Annotated in this window: 16 protein-coding genes; 11 read left to right on the plus strand and 5 right to left on the minus strand. The window is 42.0% G+C overall.

Annotation, left to right across the window (positions count from 1 at the left end):
* Positions 1 to 6: 6 nt before the first annotated feature.
* The 7 genes from J3P43_RS16265 to J3P43_RS16295 all read left to right on the plus strand — a co-directional run bounded on the left by J3P43_RS16265 (position 7) and on the right by J3P43_RS16295 (position 8,305).
* Complete coding sequence (locus J3P43_RS16265; protein WP_255904404.1) at positions 7 to 585, plus strand: hypothetical protein; 579 nt, start codon at positions 7 to 9, stop codon at positions 583 to 585.
* 390 nt (positions 586 to 975) lie between these two features.
* Positions 976 to 1,602, plus strand: coding sequence for a GIN domain-containing protein (locus J3P43_RS16270; RefSeq protein ID WP_255904406.1), 627 nt, complete (start codon positions 976 to 978; stop codon positions 1,600 to 1,602).
* Between the two features lie 722 nt (positions 1,603 to 2,324).
* Complete coding sequence (locus tag J3P43_RS16275; RefSeq protein ID WP_255904408.1) at positions 2,325 to 3,977, plus strand: sensor histidine kinase; 1,653 nt, start codon at positions 2,325 to 2,327, stop codon at positions 3,975 to 3,977.
* Positions 3,974 to 4,606 (plus strand): response regulator, encoded by a 633-nt coding sequence (locus J3P43_RS16280; RefSeq protein WP_255904410.1) that lies wholly within the window; start codon positions 3,974 to 3,976, stop codon positions 4,604 to 4,606. Before J3P43_RS16275 ends, J3P43_RS16280 begins: the two co-directional genes overlap by 4 nt.
* A gap of 111 nt (positions 4,607 to 4,717) precedes the next feature.
* Positions 4,718 to 5,041, plus strand: a complete 324-nt coding sequence (locus J3P43_RS16285; protein ID WP_255904412.1) for a hypothetical protein — start codon at positions 4,718 to 4,720, stop codon at positions 5,039 to 5,041.
* 755 nt (positions 5,042 to 5,796) lie between these two features.
* Positions 5,797 to 6,399 (plus strand): glutathione-regulated potassium-efflux system oxidoreductase KefF, encoded by a 603-nt coding sequence (gene kefF, locus J3P43_RS16290; protein WP_255904414.1) that lies wholly within the window; start codon positions 5,797 to 5,799, stop codon positions 6,397 to 6,399.
* Between the two features lies 1 nt (position 6,400).
* Entirely contained in the window at positions 6,401 to 8,305 is a 1,905-nt protein-coding gene (locus J3P43_RS16295) for a monovalent cation:proton antiporter-2 (CPA2) family protein (protein ID WP_255904416.1), read from the plus strand.
* 156 nt (positions 8,306 to 8,461) lie between these two features.
* Here J3P43_RS16295 and J3P43_RS16300 read toward each other — a convergent pair whose 3' ends face one another.
* Positions 8,462 to 8,647, minus strand: coding sequence for a hypothetical protein (locus J3P43_RS16300; protein ID WP_255904418.1), 186 nt, complete (start codon positions 8,645 to 8,647; stop codon positions 8,462 to 8,464).
* Positions 8,648 to 8,849: 202 nt separating this feature from the next.
* Here J3P43_RS16300 and J3P43_RS16305 point away from each other — a divergent pair, with 202 nt between their 5' ends.
* Positions 8,850 to 9,416, plus strand: a complete 567-nt coding sequence (locus J3P43_RS16305) for a YdbT family protein (RefSeq protein ID WP_255904420.1) — start codon at positions 8,850 to 8,852, stop codon at positions 9,414 to 9,416.
* Between the two features lie 306 nt (positions 9,417 to 9,722).
* Here J3P43_RS16305 and J3P43_RS16310 read toward each other — a convergent pair whose 3' ends face one another.
* On the minus strand, positions 9,723 to 10,622 hold the full coding sequence (locus J3P43_RS16310) for a winged helix-turn-helix domain-containing protein (protein ID WP_255904422.1): 900 nt from the start codon (positions 10,620 to 10,622) through the stop codon (positions 9,723 to 9,725).
* Between the two features lie 220 nt (positions 10,623 to 10,842).
* On the opposite strand from J3P43_RS16310, the gene J3P43_RS16315 reads away from it, so the two are divergent.
* The gene (locus J3P43_RS16315; protein WP_255904424.1) at positions 10,843 to 11,391 is read left to right on the plus strand and encodes a hypothetical protein; all 549 of its coding nucleotides are present in this window, start codon (positions 10,843 to 10,845) and stop codon (positions 11,389 to 11,391) included.
* Between the two features lie 506 nt (positions 11,392 to 11,897).
* Complete coding sequence (locus J3P43_RS16320) at positions 11,898 to 12,884, plus strand: hypothetical protein (RefSeq protein WP_255904426.1); 987 nt, start codon at positions 11,898 to 11,900, stop codon at positions 12,882 to 12,884.
* A 308-nt stretch (positions 12,885 to 13,192) separates the two neighbouring features.
* Here J3P43_RS16320 and J3P43_RS16325 read toward each other — a convergent pair whose 3' ends face one another.
* On the minus strand, positions 13,193 to 14,323 hold the full coding sequence (locus tag J3P43_RS16325) for an MBL fold metallo-hydrolase (protein WP_255904428.1): 1,131 nt from the start codon (positions 14,321 to 14,323) through the stop codon (positions 13,193 to 13,195).
* Positions 14,324 to 15,204: 881 nt separating this feature from the next.
* Here J3P43_RS16325 and J3P43_RS16330 point away from each other — a divergent pair.
* Positions 15,205 to 16,104: an alpha/beta hydrolase gene (locus tag J3P43_RS16330; protein WP_255904430.1), complete on the plus strand. Its 900-nt coding sequence runs from the start codon at positions 15,205 to 15,207 to the stop codon at positions 16,102 to 16,104.
* A 532-nt stretch (positions 16,105 to 16,636) separates the two neighbouring features.
* Here J3P43_RS16330 and J3P43_RS16335 read toward each other — a convergent pair.
* Positions 16,637 to 17,899, minus strand: a complete 1,263-nt coding sequence (locus J3P43_RS16335) for a hypothetical protein (protein ID WP_255904432.1) — start codon at positions 17,897 to 17,899, stop codon at positions 16,637 to 16,639.
* Positions 17,900 to 18,206: 307 nt separating this feature from the next.
* The gene (locus J3P43_RS16340) at positions 18,207 to 19,529 is read right to left on the minus strand and encodes a serine hydrolase domain-containing protein (protein ID WP_255904434.1); all 1,323 of its coding nucleotides are present in this window, start codon (positions 19,527 to 19,529) and stop codon (positions 18,207 to 18,209) included.
* Between the last annotated feature and the right edge of the window lie 78 nt (positions 19,530 to 19,607).

The following is a 19,607-nucleotide window of genomic DNA, read 5'->3' on the forward strand; positions in this document are numbered from 1 at the left end:
GAGATTATGAACCGAAGTCTATTTCGCATAAAGCTTACATTTATTTTTTTACTTGCAGCAGGCAGTTTTAGTTCGTGCATTGTTTCATCGCGCAGTGATATTGATGTCTTCAATAAGAGGGAATATTCCAGCGCGGTTTCAGTGAAAACAATTAGAGTGCCCATGTTTATTGGCAAGCCGATCGTGAAAAATTATTTAAGATTTGATGAAAATGTGCCGGGTGACATTATCAGTTTGACAAACGGGATTAAAAAGGTAAGAGTCACACTTGCAGAAACCACCAATCCAAAACTGGTCACTGCCTTTCGGACTTCCATAAACAGGCTTTCCGGTGCAGAATGGCTCTCGGTGCATAATGGTTCGCAATGGATTTATTTAAAAGTAGATCAAAACGACCAGGACGTTATAAAAAGGATCACAGTTTCCATTTCTGTACCGGAAGCAAACCAGCTGGTTTATGTAAATGTGAAGTGCCATTTAACACCCGACCAACTGAGCAAACTGATCAATTATACAATGCATTCAGAGAAGGGGAATTCTTTTTTGGAAGGAGCCGGTAAAAAATTAAAGAAACCAAGCAATTAAAATCATGTGATTTACGATGTAAGGATGATGGATCAAAAAAGGAATATCTGCAGATAAATCCGGTTTATCAGAATTCGTCGACAGACCAGAAGCCTACCTTTATAGCAGTGCCAGAGATTATACTGGCGAGAAAGGGCTGCTTGATATCCAACTTATACAATAGCACAAGCGGACGCTTGCGCTAGATTGGGTGCCTATTTTAATGAATTGGTTCATCAAGAGAGAGTGGGAGAATCTTAATTACTGTAACAACAGCTGAATGTCGTTTTTGAACATCTAGGCATGTCGCTTTATTTCAGCATTTCGTCTACCTATCTAAGTACTTAGCCTACATTTCCAAAAACGAATTAAACTTTCAGTACAATTAAAGTCTATTAAGAAAACGGAAAAATGAAAAAGATACTTACAAAAGGCCTGACAGTAATAGTTGTTGTAATCGCCATTCTCGGTTATTCTTCTACCAGTAATGCAAATACCTTTAAAACCTTGCCGTTGGAAGGTGTTAAAAAACTTAGCATTAACGGGAATGTTGAAGTTATTGTGTTGCAGGCCGAAAACGAAAGCTTAAATATTTATTATTCAGCTGCGCAGGATTCCGCTATTATGAGTAAGGTCGGTGATAAGCTCAGTATATCTTCTAACAGTATAGAAAGGCTCCAAGTGGTTGTCACCATGGTAGAGTTATCATCAATAGAAACCCATGGCGATGCAGTTGTTCGCTCCTTGAATACCATTCTGTCAAACGAATTAACTATTGTGCAAAAAGATAAGTCGATTGTCGACTTAACACTCGACGTCTCAGAAGTAAACACAATAATTAATGAATGTTCTACTTTAAGATTATCAGGAAGAGCGAACAGGCAAAATATAGTAGTAAACGGAAGCAGTATATTTGATGCTACCGAATTTAAATTAGACAATAATTATCACCTGTCACGCAGAGCAAAACTTTTTGTGAATAGAGGAGGCGAGCGTGTAATTGTACGAAATACTTTTAGAACTTTAAGAAATAGCTAAAGGAAGAGATCGATGGTTTTGTAAAAGGTGCAAGGCAAAGAAGCCTTGCACCTTTTTTTATTTCACCCTTTCCTTTTGCGTAAGACAAAGCCTCAATATCTTCTTAAACACAGAATAACCATCCGATAGAACTTCGGGACACTACATGATGGATCAAAAGCTGGAGAACCTGCATCTGAATCCCGAAGCGTATCTTTACAACAGTGCCAGATTATGCTTGCGAGAAAGGACCGCTTGATATCCAACTTATACAATCGCGCAAGCGTGACGCGTACGCTAGATTGTCGACCAGCAACAGCATGTCAAGAATAGCAGTTCTGGCAACAGCACAATAAGCCTATCGAGTTATGGAGCCCGGAAGTAATTGATTAAAAAGTTAATTATATTCATAACAATCCCGTTGGTAGCGGGCTTTGTAACAGAAGCTCATTATTGGAAATACAGCAGCGCCATAGATTATTCAGACGGTGAAGAGATGCTGGGAATTGACTTTGTGTAATAGGGTTCGAGCTGCAAGCTCGAACCAGCCGACGAGGCTACAAGCTTCTTTTATTGCGGGCATTAAGCTAGGCTTTGGATAAGTCAGCCCTCAAGCTTAAGCAGCAAGCGGACCTTTCGACAGACAGGGATTTGGGCTTAACCATGTCGTTTTCCAGATCGCAAATCCGTATAATTACACCTTCAAAAAGCTCATTGGACAACCTGTTTTTAATAAGATTTTAATGAACATAAAAACACTAATACTACTTATGATCAATAGTTTGATCGTATTGGTGATCGCTGGGTTGTCTTTTTCGTTTTATGAACAGTTTTCGAGTGTTTTAAACGATCGCATTTTAGCGCAGTTAAATTCAATCGAGACCCTTGAAAGTATTCAGATAGAAAATCTGATAAAGACAGAATGGGAAAGTCTTGAATCATCTGACCAGTATGGCGAAAAAATTGATAGTACTGCTTTCGCGCTTCCTGATAGTATAAAAACGATCAGTGGCATCCACGATCTTACTCCTTATCATAAGGATAAAAAAGCAACAATAGGTTTTGTTTTGAATACCCAAAAAGGCAGAAAGATCAAAGTTATAGATTATAGCAATATACAAAACATCCTTTTGGAACGAACCGGTATGGGCGAGAGTGGAGAGACCTATCTGGTTGGCGAAGATTTTCGAATGCGTTCGGAGTCTCGTTTTTCGGATAAACAACCGTATGATATATCTGTAAAAACGCAGGGGGTATTTAGTGCGTTAAAAGGGATTAATGGCGGAGATATTTTTGAGGATTACAGAGGTGTACCGGTTTATAGTGTATACAGTCTTATTAAAATTTCACACTTAAAGTTGGTCATTCTCTCTGAAATTGATGTAAGTGAGGTTACCAAGCCTTTAGAAAAATTGAAGTTAAGGCTCATGACCTTAACTCTCGTCATTTTTTTGGTTGCTGTTACCCTATCTCTTTTCCTGACAAGAATTATTGTCGACCCGATAAAGAATATGCGTAATAGCCTGAGAGTTATGGCTAAAGGCGACTACAACCAAAACATCGAATACAAAAGAAGTTCGAATGAAATAAAAGAAATGTTCGATGCGCTTTCGAACCTGAAAGCCTCTTTACAAGGTGCTGTGAAATTTTCTGAAGCTATCGGCAATATGGATCTGAACACAATTTATAGACCTGGCAGTGCCAATGACGTCCTTGGGAAAAGTCTTCTAACGATGAGAGAAAAGCTCATCGATTTCAAAAATAAAGAAGATAATACCAGAATAGTAGCAAAGCGGCTGTTGGTAGATGGTTTGGAAAACGAAAGACGTCGGCTTTCGAGAGAGCTTCATGATGGTTTGGGCCCTTATTTAACTTCTTTGAAGTACTATATTGAAAATAACGTTAATAATGAGTTGAAGAAAACTGAGATGAAAAAAATAGTGGACGAGGCCATTTCCGAGATCAGGTCAATGTCGAACGCATTAATGCCTGCTTCGATAGACGATTTTGGAATTGGTATAACACTCACAAATTACATCGAAAACTTAAATAAATCAACTAGTATAAATATTGAATATGAGGATCTTACCAAACAGGAAGACTCCAATATTACTGACCATCAGGCAATCAATCTTTTTAGAATAAGCCAGGAGCTAATTAACAACTCATTAAAACATTCTAAAGCGAAAAATATCCGTATTACACTTTCAGAATTTGATGAGTTTATATCACTTTTCTATTTTGATGACGGTTTTGGCTTTAATATTAACACTGTTAAACTAGGATCCGGAATCACAAACATTAAAGAACGCGTAGACATTTGCAATGGTAAGATTACGATCAATGCTTTACCTGGAAATACAACTTTCGAAATTGAACTGCCGATTGAATTATGAATGAGATCAAGTTAATAATTGCTGATGACCATGAGCTTTTTAGAAATGGGCTTGTAGAAATACTTAAGAAGCATGACGACATTAAAATTGTTAAAAGTGTTGCTGATGGTTTTGAGTTGATGAACGTAATAAAAGAAGAGGTCGATGCGGATATTGTTTTGCTGGATCTTACCATGCCAAAAATGGACGGTTTTGAGGTTTTAAAAGAATTAAAAGACTTAAACGCTAAAATAAAACCTATTGTGATTTCCATGCACACAGTTGGTAATTATATAGCAAAATGTGCGAGGATGGGCGCTTACAGTTACCTGTTAAAAAATACCGATGAATCTGAACTGATCTTTGCAATTAGAACAGTCTACAAAGGAAAGAAATATTTTAGCGCTGAAATTTCTGAAAAGATGATAAACTTTATGTCTGCCCAAAGTGTCAGCGATAATGTTTTATCCAAAAAAGAGACCGAGGTTTTGGGGTTGATTTCTAAGGGGTTGACCACAAAAGAAATCGCTGCTAAATTGTTTGTGAGTTCGCGCACAATAGAAACCCATCGCACTAATATTCTTAAAAAACTGGAAGTAAAAAACACTGCCGAACTTATTAAAAAAGCCACTGAAATAAATTTGATCTAACTCATGAATTAAACGGCATCCGTATAAATACGGATACAAATAGGGTAAATTCATATATTACCATACCCCTGTCATCGACTGTAAATTTGTAAGGACAGTAAAAAAACAGTCATGAAAAAAGCAACATTAATTTTAGGATTGTTTGTAGTTTCCTTTGGTGCCTTAGCTCAAGAAAAAAGCGAAGTAAAACAAAGTGATCTGAAAGGTCCGGAATATAAAAACTATAAGCACTGGATGCATAAAGCGGTGCCAACAAAAATCCAGTCGGCCACCACTGTAGAAACACTCCAGGGGCCTGATTATAAGAACCGTCAGCCGGGTAGAGCTACTTCAAAAGTGGAACAGACCTTAGTAACCACTGTTGGCAATAAGCAGCAGGAATTGAAAGGCCCTGCATATAAAAACTTCAATCATCATACCGGAAGGCCAAATTAAAGGTCGTTCATTCGGTTCTCTGTACTGGTCGTAGCGTTTCGCTACGACCTTCCATATATAACCCCTCTCTGGGCTTAAGTTTAGTATTCTGCTTTTTCCTTGATTTCATCTAAGGCTATATGACTGATATCTCGACCTGGAAATGAGATCCTTTAAAATATAATATAGATTAATAATTGGACAACCATACTCAAAGGTTTGGATCTGATTACGAACAGGCTATTACCTGGTTCTTAACAAGTGCCGGAAAGCTTCGCAAATCGTTCGCTCGTTTCCGAACAATTCCCGAAGAATGTTAGGTGTTTTCCGAACGTTTCCCGAACAGTTTCCGAACAAATGGTAGGTTTTCCCGAACAACTCCCGAACAAACCCGGGAACACTCCCGAATATGGTACCTGTTTGGTAATATCCTGTCCCCATCCAATCCCGGATATTAGCCGAAGAAGCTTCGAATCATTCCGGTTGTTCGCACAGCAAGGTTGGCCTTTGGGTGGTGTACTTGTGCCTATAGACACGGTATTCGGTCTGAACAGGTATTGTGGATTAGCGAAGATTATCTGATGAGCAGTGCAGGGGATTATTCGGGAGAGTGTGATTTGCTAACGATTGAAAATTGTATGAAGGGCGATAGATTCGCTGTTCTCGCTTCATCTTCATTGCAAATGAGGCCGATTCACGGACTTAAGCCAGCGAAAGGCAGGTTTCTTGGAAGAGTTACTCTATATTTAGCAAAAATATTTTCCGGAACTTAACACATGGCTTCTGTACTCATTTTATTTGCCCATCCGGTTTACGAAAAATCAAGGGTAAACAGGCAGTTAATAGACAAAATAGCCGATCTCGATCAGGTTACCATCCACGACCTGTATGAGGTCTACCCCGATTTCGACATTGACGTTGCGCAAGAACAGGCATTGCTTCTGGCACACGATATCATTGTTTTTCATCACCCGTTTTACTGGTACAGTGTTCCACCCTTGCTAAAGCAGTGGATGGATCTGGTGCTCGAACACGGATGGGCCTACGGAAAGGGCGGTACTCAGCTCAGAAATAAAAAGATCTTCAATGCTTTTAGTTCGGGAGGAAGTTTTGCTGCCTATCAGAAGGAAGGACACAACAGGTATACCATTACAGAGCTGATGGCACCATTCGATCAGACAGCTTTCTTATGTAAAATGACTTATTATCCTCCTTTCGTAGTTCATAATTCGCATCTGTTGTCTCCTGAAGAGGTAGCAGTCTTTGCGGATCAATACCGTGAAATTATTACTGGGCTGCGTGACGGCAGGTTTAGTGAAGACGATCTGGTTAGCGCATCCTATATGAACTCGCTGATACAAAAATCTTATTCCTTGTAAAATGGATAAAAACTCTTTTTTAATACAGGCAATAGTTTACCTGTCTGCCGCAGTGGTGGCGGTAAATCTGGCAAAGCGTCTGGGCCTTGGCTCTGTTCTCGGTTATTTATTTGCGGGCATTGCTATTGGCCCATATCTTCTTGGCTTTGTAGGCGAAGAAGGGAAGGAGCTGATGCATATTGCCGAATTTGGCGTGGTAATGATGTTGTTTGTCATTGGCCTTGAGCTCGAACCCAATCTGCTCTGGCGTATGCGTAAGTTAATCTTGGGTTTGGGCGGTCTGCAAATACTGGTTTCTGCAATCGCATTGGGCAGCATTGCTTACCTGGCTGGTCAGGTATGGCAGTCTTCCCTCGTTATCGGCCTGATCCTGGCGCTCTCATCTACGGCTATTGTGATGCAGACCCTCACTGAGAAAAGCTTATTAAAAACCAAAGCTGGTCAATCGTCTTTTGCGGTACTGCTTTCGCAGGATATCGCTGTTATCCCTATGCTGGCTATTTTTCCTTTACTCGCTACACAGCAAACTAATGTGGTCAGTACAAGTTTCATAGCTAACCTTCCGGGATGGCAGCAAACCCTTCTCGTTTTAGCAGCCATTGGAGGAATCATTCTGGCCGGAAAATATGTTGTCGGACCTGTATTCAGATGGGTGGCAAAAACCCACCAGCGCGAACTGTTTATGGCAACTGCTATTTTGTTGGTTTTTTGTATCGCAGAACTGATGATCATGGTTGGATTGAGCCCGGCACTGGGAACCTTCCTTGCAGGAGTGGTGTTGGCCAACAGCGAGTACCGGCATGAACTGGAAAGCGATATAGAACCTTTCAAAGGATTGCTTCTGGGGCTCTTTTTTATTGCTGTGGGCGCTTCTATCAATTTTGGACTTATTGCCGCCAACCCAGGGCTTATTTTAACACTGGTTCTCGGCCTGGTGATTGTTAAGGGTGTTATCCTGTATGTTTTAGGCGCATTCTTCGACATTAAAGGCGACCAGAATATGCTGTTTGCTGTTGCATTGGCGCAATCGGGAGAATTTGCCTTTGTGCTTTTTTCTTTTGCCGGACAATATCAGTTGCTGGATGAACAAACCACCAGCGTTCTGGTCGCGGTTGTGGCAATAAGCATGGCCTTAAGTCCGCTGATGTTTGTATTGAACGAACGTTTGATCATGCCACGCTTCTTCACAAAACAAAAAGCAAAGCGCGAAAGCGACGACATCCATGAAACGCATCCGGTGATAATAGCCGGCTTTGGACGCTACGGAAATATTGTTGGCCGCTTTTTAAAGGCCAATGGCATTTCTGCAACAATCCTCGACAATGATTCCGACCGCGTCGATCTCCTCAGGAAATTTGGATTTAAAGTATATTATGGCGACGCTTCGCGCTTTGATCTGATGAAAGCGGCCGGCGCCGAAAGCGCCAAACTAATCATTATTGCAATGGATACACCAGAACAGTGCCTGCAAATGGTGAGCTTGGTAAAGAGCCATTTTCCTCATCTGAAAATCCTTTCTAGGGCATACGATCGCAAAGATGCCTTCGATCTAATGGATGCAGGGGTAGATAACATTTATCGGGAAACACTTGATTCTTCCTTGCGAATGGGCACAGACGCCCTAAGTATGCTCGGCTTGAGGGCCTATAATACACATCGGGCTGCTCGAACTTTTCTTCGTTATGATGAAAAAGCACTAACTGAACTTCTCAATTATCGTAAGGATACTTCATCCTATATAAAAGTAGCACGAGACCGCATCGCAGAACTTGAAGAACTGATATTAAGCGATATGCGTGATATTGAAATCACTGAAAGAGATAGCGGCTGGGATAGTGACGCTTTACGAAAGGCAGTGGCCGGAAAAGATGTGTCGGGAAATGCTTCTTCAAACGAGATTTTCTAACCAGGACACGGTAAAAGAACGTTAATACTCGACAAACTATCGATCGAACTATGTTTCCTTCCTTCCCCGCAGAGTCTCCTCCTTCAGGGACTCTGCGGTAGACGTTTTTTCTTGTCTTTAATCTACTATGCCCGTCAGAAGAACAATCTATGAATCTCAGGAGTTTACTTCATCACCTTCGCCTGTGCCCGATGGCAAAGCTGTTCGAACTGACAAACAGCTAATGCTGAGCATCTGATAGAACAAAAGCTTAACTACCTGCCCGTTCTGCAGGCGGGCATCCATGAAAATGCCAGTAAGGGAGACGACAGGTTGGTCGACAAGCCAGCTGATTACGAACATAGCACAGTGCAGTTTTACATATTGAATGAAGAGTGTCCAATTCCGATTACAACATATCTGGAATTACAGGATATTGATTTAACCATCTTAACTCCGCAGGTCCTTGAAAAAAGAAACTCTGCGGAAAATAAAATCCCGATTTCAAGGTATCTTTTTATAATAAATACCGTACAAGTCGTACCAAACATTGAAAACAGTATTTATGTCAAAAACAAAACAAAAGGCGCCTAAAAAAGATCTGAGACCGGTGATGACGGCAAAAAAGCATTGGATTGTTTATATTCTTCCTGCCGCGGTTGTAATTGCCGGATTAGCACTTGTAACAGGAGAACATCCTATTTTTAAAGCAGCAGGAGCCGGCTTAAGTCTGTTCGGCCTGGTTCTGATTCTGAAACGAGCAACTGAAAAATGGCACCTTACCGATCAGCACTTAATTATTGAAGAGGGTATCATGCCCTGGGCTAAAAATTACCATGAAGTTTCAGTTCATGATATTTATAAAACTCAAACGGACGCAAATCCCCGGTTAAAAAAGCTTTTTAACGTAGGAACCGTAAAAGCTAGAAGAAGAGCGGATAATTGCTTAGGTTTTAAGCATTCCTTTGTGGCAAACCCGGAAGAATTTTCAGATAAGTTACAGACGATCGTTCAGAAGCTTCCGAGCAATAATCTGAACACACTATATGAGCTAAAGGAAAAGGGAGCAATTTCAGAAACACAATACAATGTGATGAAATTAGGGCACATCACCCATCAGCACCTTTCTTAGATAACTTAAATCGACAACATACTTGGTCGTAGCCTCTCGCTACGACCTTCCATCTCACTGTCCACGGAGTTCCGTAGGGCTCTACAGATTCAAATATAGAGATGAGTCTGACTCGTTTCCCTCACGTTGTTTAAGTATGGTTCAAGTATGGTTTAAGTATGGGTAGTGTATGACATGTCATCTCTAAGTCGTCCTCGTTTGTAGCGAGGATGCAGCGAGGTCTGCGAATTTTCGCCGGTATTCTTTCCAGTTGTGTTAAATTTTAAATTTGGAGACCATCAACAGTATCCGGGAATCACTATTAAATCAACCAGTTAGCCCTTCGTTTACCTCAATCTTATATCCTTTGCCATGAACATTCAGAAGTCGTACGCTGGGGTCGTTTTCCAGTTTTTTGCGGAGTTTGGAAATAAACATGTCTAAACTGCGGCCAACAATTATCCCTTCATCTTCCCATACTTTTTGAAGCTCGGCTCTTTCTATCAGCGTATTTTGTTTGCCTGCAAGAATGTATAACACTTTTGATTCCTTGTCCGAGAGTTCAATTCGTTCATTACCATATTCCAGATAGTGATTGTCTTTATAGAATTTATAGCTCCCGATAGAAATAAACCGGGAGGTACCTGAGAGTGATTTTAACGGTCGGCCGGACGTCCTTTTCTGTCTGCTATTTATTCTTAGTCCCGCAAAAATCAGAAGGAGTGCTGTCAAACCGCCACCGGCCCCTACATAATAGTCCTTGCTTAGGGTATTAAGTGTTGATCTCCGGAAGGTGATTTTTATAGAATAACATCCTTCTGGCTGTTTCCTGCCTTTACAAGCCACCACATCAGTCTTTTCTGTTTTAAGAACAGCGAATCCGTATACCACCTGATTCTTTTGGCATTCTACAACGTTTACTATATAGTCAGAAGGTAACTGACTCCTTTCTACACCTTGCCGGATGATTTTTACAATAGAATCCGGTGTAAACTGAAAGCTGCTCTCAAAGCGGATATGATACTGATTATCCCCTGTTTTATTAACCGGTAAAACCCTCGAACTGCTATCACCGGAACTTAGTAGAATCTTATGCCCAATGTTTCGCATGACGATAATCTCTCTGGCAGATATAAAATCGCTATCGTCCGACTTGAAGCATAGAGTCGCAGAAACTACAATCAGAAGGAATGCAGTAATGAAAAGAAATGGAGACCTTAACTTCATACGTAAAAATATGCATTATCTATCGTCATAGCATCGGATGGAGCTGATTTTACATAGTTTACAATTCATTTTACACTATTTTACTAACAACCAGAATACGTTGTCAATTACGTTTGTAGAAACAGAACTGACAGGCAATGGAAAATAAAGGAAACGTTTAACATATCCCTTTTCTGTTTAAAAATTTTGTAATCAATTGTTCAATTAAAATTTAAGAATTATGAAAAGAGTCATCTCCGCGCTGATCTTGCTGCTGGTTGTGGTAAGCGGACTAGTATTTGCTAATCGTGAAATCAAAAATGAAACTAAGCCATCCCCAAAGCCCTTGTCCATTGCTGACACGAAAACCCGCCTGGAAGGCAGGAAAATATGGGAGGCTACTCCTGACGGTAGAAAGTTCAAAGAATGGCAGGCTTCTCCTGCAGCTCAAAAAGTGTATGCCAGTCATGATAAAATAAGGACGTACATAAATGCTTATTCCAATATGGAGGGCTTTGTAACCTCTCTTTCTTTTCGGTCGCAACCCATTGGAAAACCAGGACCAAAATGGGTTATAGTCCGCATTAATGGCGAACATTATATGATGCAATACAGTGTTAAGGATTTTCAAGCTTTAAGTAGCCTGAAAGTTAATGACAAAATACTTATCAGAAGCCGAAGCGCAGGGTATTCACCAAATCATCCATATTTAATTATATCGGGCGACTATATAGAGCGAAATGGTAAGGTACTTGTTAAACGTGATTTTAGCAAAAAGGGCGGTTGTTGAGGATTGCCGGTTGAGCGATGCTAAATGCCAGGGGTGTGATCAAACAGGAAATCAGGCTTTGAAGGATATATTGGGTTTCTTCCCCGCAGATTCTCTTCCTTCCGACACACTGCGTAGAGGAGGTTGTCATCCGATGGTTCAGGCCAGTTTGCTATAGCCTTCCGATGACTTTAACGCACATCCTCGGTTCCCAGGCGCGAGAGGGTTTCCTATGTAGGAAACAGATTGCCACGGCGCCAACTCACAAAGCCTGCACAAGCCCCGCAATGACGTTATTCTGTTCTGTATCCCTCCGTTTGGAAAAGAACTTGCACCTTGTCGTCATTGCGAGGCCGAAGCAGAGCCCCAAAGCGCAGGAGCCGTGGCAATCTCAAGCCTACGGAGGTGTACGCTATAATATTTTTACTTCCTCAATTACGGTTCAATTTTCCAGAATTTTGTTGGATGGATTTTAGCTTAAAATAGTTAATTTACATCTTATAATCTTCATGACTTAACCTTATCACATGAATTCCAGGAAATTATTTGCATTACTTATACTCTGTGTTTCTTTCTCATGCACCAAAAAAACTGATCCCGGGGAAGATCATTTAATAACTTCTGATACCTTGATTAGTTCGACAGTCCTATACATAGATACTGCTAGAATTTACAGTACTGATTTAACTGGTGCGAACCGAAAATTGGTGGTTGGGAACTCTGGTTCAGATATTAAAAAAATTATATCTGCTTCTATATTGCCAGGTTCGGGAAATGTTCTGTATGCCTATTTGCCTAAGTCTTCTAATGTAACAAAAATCGCAGTTGCAAGTCTGGACGGAAGCACGACCAAATTAATAAAGGAAGTAACGGCCACGGTTCAATTTGTAAAAGGGATAAGCTATGACAGGATATACTATGGAACCCACACTGCTTTTCCAGGAAGTTTTGAGTTTCGATGGATGAAGGCTGACGCATCGTCAGATACGCGCAATAACTATACCCCACTAGCTCCTGTTTTACTTCGCGAAGAGGAAATTAGCAGTGAGGGAAGAGGCTTTCTGGTTAATGGAAGCAAGGTATCGACTTTTATCCCACTATTTAACAATAACGTCAGTCAAAATGAAAGCAGAACAGTTGTCAGCAGCACATCAGATTTTGTTGTGGCTCCCATTCTTTCCGCGAAAGCGAATAAAACCGCTTATGTAGTGAAATCTACCGTAACAGATCAATATCATATTAAAATAAAAGATATTTCGGTGGACGGTCCTGAAGAGACAGTGTATACTTTAACTATACCCTCAACAGGTGTGGGCGGAATAGTTAATCCAGTTATTCATCTTTGTTGGGTTAATGGCACTAAAAGCTTGTTAATTTCTTACGGCAGATTCTCTTCACCTTCTGGAGCGGCTTCTGATTTTACCTCTTGCCAAGTGTTGGACATATCCTTGGCTGCAATAATTAAAAGCTGGACTTTCACAGGCGACGGAAACATTACAATGATTGCTGATTAACAGTACAGATTTGGATAGCCTGGTGGTGTTACTGAACTCACTATGTCTTTGTATTCTAGATAACGACTCTGTACTCATCCTATCGGGACGTAGAACTGGTGAATTTAAAAGAGGTTTATCCAAACATCTTAAAGTAAACAAGCTGATGTCTTTTTATTTAGACTTCTTTGTCTTCTTCGTCAGTTTTATTCTCCAAATGAATTTCTAAAAAACACCAGCAACATTCCCACCGTCCCGACATTACATATGAACCATTATCAAACCTGTTTTCCCACTTTATATACCATGTAACTAACCCTCGGCTTACGCTATTCCAACCCTTTCCACCATTCCCTGAATACCTGTTTCTCATTCTCCATCCAAACGATTTCGCCGATAATAGGCGTGACTAGTGGGATGTTCAGTTCTTTACTAAAGCGGGAAACCTCATTCAGCGGCTCGTCCCAGCTGTGCAGGGCCAGTGAGAATTTACCCGAATGAACCGGCATGATGCGCTTTGCTCTCAAGTCTTTTCCTGCCTGAGCTACCTCTTGTGGCAGACAGTGGATAGCATGCCAGGCAATATTGTACTGTCCGTTTTCGAGTATGGCCAGGTCGATGCTGCCGAAGCGTTTACCTATCTCGGCAAAGTGTGAGTCGTAACCACTGTCGCCGCCAATGAATATTTTCTGCTTAGGAGTTTCCAGCAGGTACGACATCCAGAGGGTAGTGTTGCGCTTAAAAGTGCGGCCACTGAAATGACGGGCAGGGAGGGTGTGTATCTTAAACTCGTCGTTTACCACAAGGCTTTCATCCCAGTCGTGCTCAGAAATTGTTTGCGGCGCATATCCCCAACGCTCGAAGTGCGCACCCACGCCCAATCCGCAAACCACCTTTTTAACTTTTCCTTTGAGTGCCTTGATGGTTTGGTAGTCAAGATGATCATAATGGTCGTGGCTGATAAGCAGGTAATCAATCTGCGGGAAATCATCTGCACCGTAAGTGTTGGTACCTTCAAACGCCCGGGTAGTCCCGGGAATGGGGGAGGCGTTACCGCTGAATACCGGGTCGATTAGAATTTTAAGTCCATTTAGCTGTATATAGTAGGATGAGTGGCCGAACCATATCAGCAGATTGCTGTCCGCGGGAAGTTCTTTCAGGTTGGTTTGTACATAAGGAAGAGACTTTAAAGGTGTTTTGCGAGGGCTTCCCTTAAAGAAAAAGTCGAACAGGATGGCCGGCATAGAGTACCCTTCCGTAAGTGTGGGAGTAGGGCTGCGGTTAACGAAGACTCCCTCGCGGTAATTCTTAGACTGTTTCATGCGTTCCAGGCGCTTGCCCGATGCTTCCTGCCCGAATAAAGGCTGCCGCAGGTATATGATGGTGGCGAAGCTGAGTGCAGCCAGGATGGAGAATAAGGTGATCATGGTGTATTTTAAAATTTTAAATAGTCTTTTCATTGTTTTGCTGCGGTCGCTTAAATTCTTTGTTATCCAGCCTCTGTTTTTTTCCGGATGCCCTTGTGACGCTGTCTTCTTATACCTTCAAAGTCCATCTTCTGCAGTCCGTCTTGTTCTTAGACGATTGTCGCGGGTTTTTCTTTTAATTTTCCTGAATAAAAAATGATCCGCGACAGATATGGCTGTAAGTGAGGCGCTTGAAATTCAAATTCTAAGCCTGCCCAAGTCTCTTAATGAAGGAACTATGTTCTGTATCCATCCGTTTTGAAAACGAACTTGGCCCCTTGTCATCATTGCAAGGCTGAAGTAGAGCCGTGAGCAAGGGAGCCGTGGCATTTCCCGGCTACAGAGAAGGAAGAACAACGGAGACCCTTGGCTGCATACTTGCGCCAAATCGGGGAGTGTATAGCGCTTTAGCCGGTATGTTGACTAGCCGGTATAGTATTTAGCTTGTATGGCGCTGGCCTGGATGGTGCTTAAAGAAGAATGTTGCCAACAAAGCCCATCCCAAAAGAAACCTCTTCTGAGATCTAAACTGTTTTCAAATCTGTTTTAAATCCTTTTCTAATGCATTCACATAGTTATTTACACATATATGCTATCACCTTGATCAAATGTAACATTCCTTCTAAGTACCCCGCTCTATTTTTGAAGCGCAAGTAATATTTTAACCTATAAACCAATCGAATTTGATGAGAGAAAGAATCACTTTGCCGTATTCTTTTTTTGTAAATATTTCAATGCCCCCGAAAGGATTGCAACCAACCTATTCATTATTTGAAGGGGAATACTAATTACCGCAAAATACTAATCGATATAATATTAGCCTTATGACTCGTAAACCACTAAATTTTGCTAAAAGATTCACTCTAGCCATCTTAATGACACTTTCTGTATCTGCAATAGCACAGGACGGTACTATCTATCCGCTGGATGCACCTGCAGAGCCCAATGCTATTCCCCTGGGCACCGGAGGGGTCGATAATCAGCCGGCCCAGGAAACCTGGTTCCGCCAGTGGGGTGATCCAATGGCAAGGAACATCACCAAAGCCACATTAACGCCTTTTCTGCCGAAAGCTGGCCAGGCAAATGGGACAGCAGTGATCGTCGCACCTGGCGGCGGATACAGATGGCTATCCTTAGATAACGAGGGTTGGGAAGTTGCAAAGGCGCTTGCTGAAAAAGGTATCACCGCTTTTGTGCTCAAATATAGGCTTCAGCCAACTCCTGTATCGCTTGAGGATTTTAAGCAATCGATGACTGCTCCGCGCCCGGCTGCCGCCCCCTCTGCCAATAGGGGCACAGGTACAACACCTGCAAGGCCGGCACAACCGGATCTCTCTAATCAACTTGAGGACGCCGAGGCCGCATACGCGATGATTGTGAAACGAGCCAAAGAGTGGGGCGTTGACACTGCCAGAATAGGGATGATTGGATTCTCTGCCGGGGCAGGGCTTACCATGCACTCAACACTTAACTCTAAAACCATGAAACTGGCTTTCATTGGCCCAATTTACGGAGGTATGGGGCCGGTGCAGGTACCAAAGAATGCTCCTCCTATGTTCAACGTAATTGCTACGGATGATTTTCTTTTCCGCGGGCAGTTTGGCGTGATCGACTCCTGGTATAAAGCCGGTATACCTGTAGAGTTTCATCTCTACCAAAACGGCGGTCATGGTTTCGGGTTAGGCAATCCCGACAGAACAAGTAACCGTTGGTTTGATGCCTTTATGTATTGGCTGGAAGTGAATCGCTTCTTGACGGCCAAAACTACTAAGTGACCCGTGATGAGCAGCGCAAGCAACGATTCCCGCGATTTGGTTTAGGAACAAGTGGGATTGAAGAGCCATACAATCGCTGTTCTCAAAGGTATTATTGACTCAGGATTTGATGACTATCCCTGTTGCCCTGGTTCGTGTCCCCACGAAACAGAAATTGTTTCGGAACCCATCCGGTTGAGCCTGGTTTACTATTGAGAGTAACAGACCCTGGCCGGTAGCCAAATCCTTCCGTGGTTTTTCTCCCGGCCATTGTAATAACGAGGTTTTAACTGATCAATGGTTATTGTAGCCCCGATATGAACCTAATAGCTTTTAACGGTCTGTCTGATAAAACAGCGCTGGTACTCGTTGTAGCGTTACTTCCGAATAGTGTTCCTTTTACGTTGCCTTGGTTCGTGTCCCCACGAACAAACAAGTATTAGAGTATTGGTTTAATCGGTAAGCACCGCTGCCGGTAAAGTAAGCAGGGGTGGTTCTTAAAAAAGTTGTAATCACTCCCACTTATCATGATGAAAGCGCACCCTGCCTCCGTTTACTTAAATAAATAATTCATACCAACCGAAATTTGCCGAATGCTCGTAGAGTATCTTGTGCTCGAAACAAGTTCTAATGAAGGGGAGTATTTAATATAGCATTCTATTTTTTTCTTCACCTGAACTCCTGCAGCTGCTGAGTAGGAAAGAAATGCCTTGCGCATGCCCAGATCTTCGTCGGTTTTTTTTGATCCGTAGGCACCTCTGTATTCGTTTTCAAGATAAACATTGCGAGAGAGGGTGAACCCTGCTGCGAGGAAAGTTTTGAACTGCGCCTGGTTATATACATTATAGATTATTTGCGGATTAAAGGAGATATGGAGATACTCCAGATCATGACTGGTAGTCCGGTAATCAAAGGTGTTAATATAATAGCTGGTCTCATTCGTAGAAGCTCTTTGCAGGGATACAGCTCCTGCAAGTCGAAGCACAACCTTCTGAACGTGCTTGTTTACAAACGAATCGTAACCCAGCGAAATGCCAGGAAGAAATGCCGATGTATGTGTAGTTCCATCTTTTGCAAGCGGGTCATCTCCTTTATAGATTAACGGTGAAGTGGATAGAAAGGCACCTGCGAAAAATCTTGAAGCTGATGTTTTTTCTTTCCGCCTGGTATTTTCCTGAGGTCCATTAATTTCCCGGACTACGTTGAGGATATCCTTTTTTGTGTATTGTATCGACTGTAGCCGGCCAATTAATTTTGAAGAGTTCACTCCGTTGGCCAAAGCAAGCAAATGCAGCTTATTGGCGAAGATTTCCGCCCCTCTTACCTTTCTGTTCTCCAGATAGGGGTAATATTGCAACTCTTCAGGGCCTGTATCTATCCCTGGTTTTTGTATGTAAAACCGGGTTTTTATTTTATCTGTATAACTATAAAGAGAAACATTTTTGCCTTTTTCAATCACTTCAAGAAAAATAGTCCGGGTTTCGGACGTGGTATCTTTCTCCTCCGACAGGCCCGCCATCCTCATCGCTCCCAAAGTTATGTTTACAGTATGTTTTTCAAAGAAACCATTGCCGCTAATACCAAATGCCTGAAGCTCCTCTAACCCCAATTTCTCCGGCTTACTAGTTTCATCTTTTTTAAAGTGGATAGTTTGAGGAGTTTTTTCCCATTCTTTTAAATCAATCAAACCTCCCGATGTGTCTCCTATGGCGCGTACTATAAACCCGATTTTATAATTTGCCTGCGAAAATGCTATTGAAGGAATTACGATGGTAAGTGCCGATAACAGGAATTTTAAAGCAGTAGATCTGGTCATTGTGATATGGTTAGGTTCAGGCAAATATAACCGAAAATAGAATAGTCAGGCAAAGCTCATCTCAATGAATTAAAATCCAGAAGTATGCCTTTTCATGTCCCGTATGATTTTTTGAGCTTAGCCTTTTCTTCCCAGAGTCTCCTCCTTCAGAGACTCTGGCATAAACAAGCTCTTGTGCCTTAATCCCCTGGTTGTCGCTAATATGCAGCCTTAACCTTGTGGGTGGCGTACTTGAGCCTCAAACTAATAAAGTAATCGCGGTTGAAATGCTAAATATTATTCACCTGGCTGAATTCGATGCAGAGTGCTATTTAAACAACTGGTATGCCTTGCTCAAAAACTTTGGATATAAAGTCTCCCTCTTGGGCATATTCAGATAAAACAGTGCAATCAAATCATTTTCAGGATCAATGATATATTCTGTTCCATACAGCCCGCCCCAGGCATAGGCCGAGTTCGAAACCTCTGGCGCTGGTTTCTTATCTTGATTATACAGCTCAAAACCAAGCCCGAATTTAAAGCCTTTGCCACCCGAGTTCTTTTCTGGTAGCTGGTTGATCTTCGTCATCTGATCGATCGTTTCGGCTTTTAGAATTCTCTTCCCGTTAAAAGTCCCCTTATTCAAAAGCATCTGGCAAAACTTAGCATAGTCTTGTATGGGGCCGTTAAGTCCGATAGCTCCTTCAGCATAGGTCTGCTCTTTGCTAATCGTTCCTTGTGCATACATGTTTGAAGCGGGCTCAAGGTTTCCGTTTACTGCATTATATACTTTAACAAAACGGCTTAGCTTCTTGGGCTCAAAGTACCAGTCGGTATCGTTCATACCCAAAGGAGTAAGGATCGTTTCTTTAATATATTCCCGTAAAGGTTTACCTGAGATGCGTTCAATCATGTATCCGAGCATATTAGTACTCACATGATAGTTCCACTCACTACCGGGGTCGAAGCCGAGCGGGTATTTTGCAAGAGCCTCCATGTCGTTTTTCAAATATCTGGCTGTACCTGCTGTTCTTTGTCCCGGAACTGTCGCGCTGGCGGGTGCCCCCGAAGCTTTTCTGATCGAATCAGCTTTCCGTCTTTCAATCTGGCGAATTTTTCCTACCAGCCCTGCGCCTAATCCTGAAGAGTGCGACAGCAAATGTGCAAAGGTCATTGGCCGGGCAGCGGGGCGGGTTTCGTAAGTACCATCGCTGTTCACGGCGGTTACTACCTGATCAGATATCCCAGGAAAATATTTAGACACCGGATCATCTACCTTAACTAGTCCTTTTTCAACCAGAGTCATGAAAGCTACACTCGTAACGGCCTTTGTTTGAGAAAACTTGATGTAATAATCGTCGGGTGTGGCAGGGACCCTATTTTCAATGTCTTTCCATCCGAAAGCCTTCTTGTACACAATGTTGCCACCTTTGGCTACAAACCCTACAACACTGCTCACTTTCTTCTGGTCAACAAACGACTGCATCAGCGAATCAATGCTTTTGATTTTTGCAGGGCTTGTTCCGACTTTTCTAAGGTCAGTGTTCTCGGTGAATCTTTGTGGATTGGCAGCTGTTTTCGATTGCGCCACGGTATTTGAAGCACAGAAAAAGAAGGCAATGACCAGGGTATAGGAGAAAACTTTTTTCATTGGATATGGCATTTGTTAGATTAGAAAATAGAGATAGTAAAACTGCGCATTTATTTCTTACCAGATATATTCTGCATT

Origin of the sequence: Paradesertivirga mongoliensis, from assembly GCF_024436395.1 — a bacterium.
GTDB classification, from domain to species: Bacteria; Bacteroidota; Bacteroidia; order Sphingobacteriales; family Sphingobacteriaceae; genus Paradesertivirga; species Paradesertivirga mongoliensis.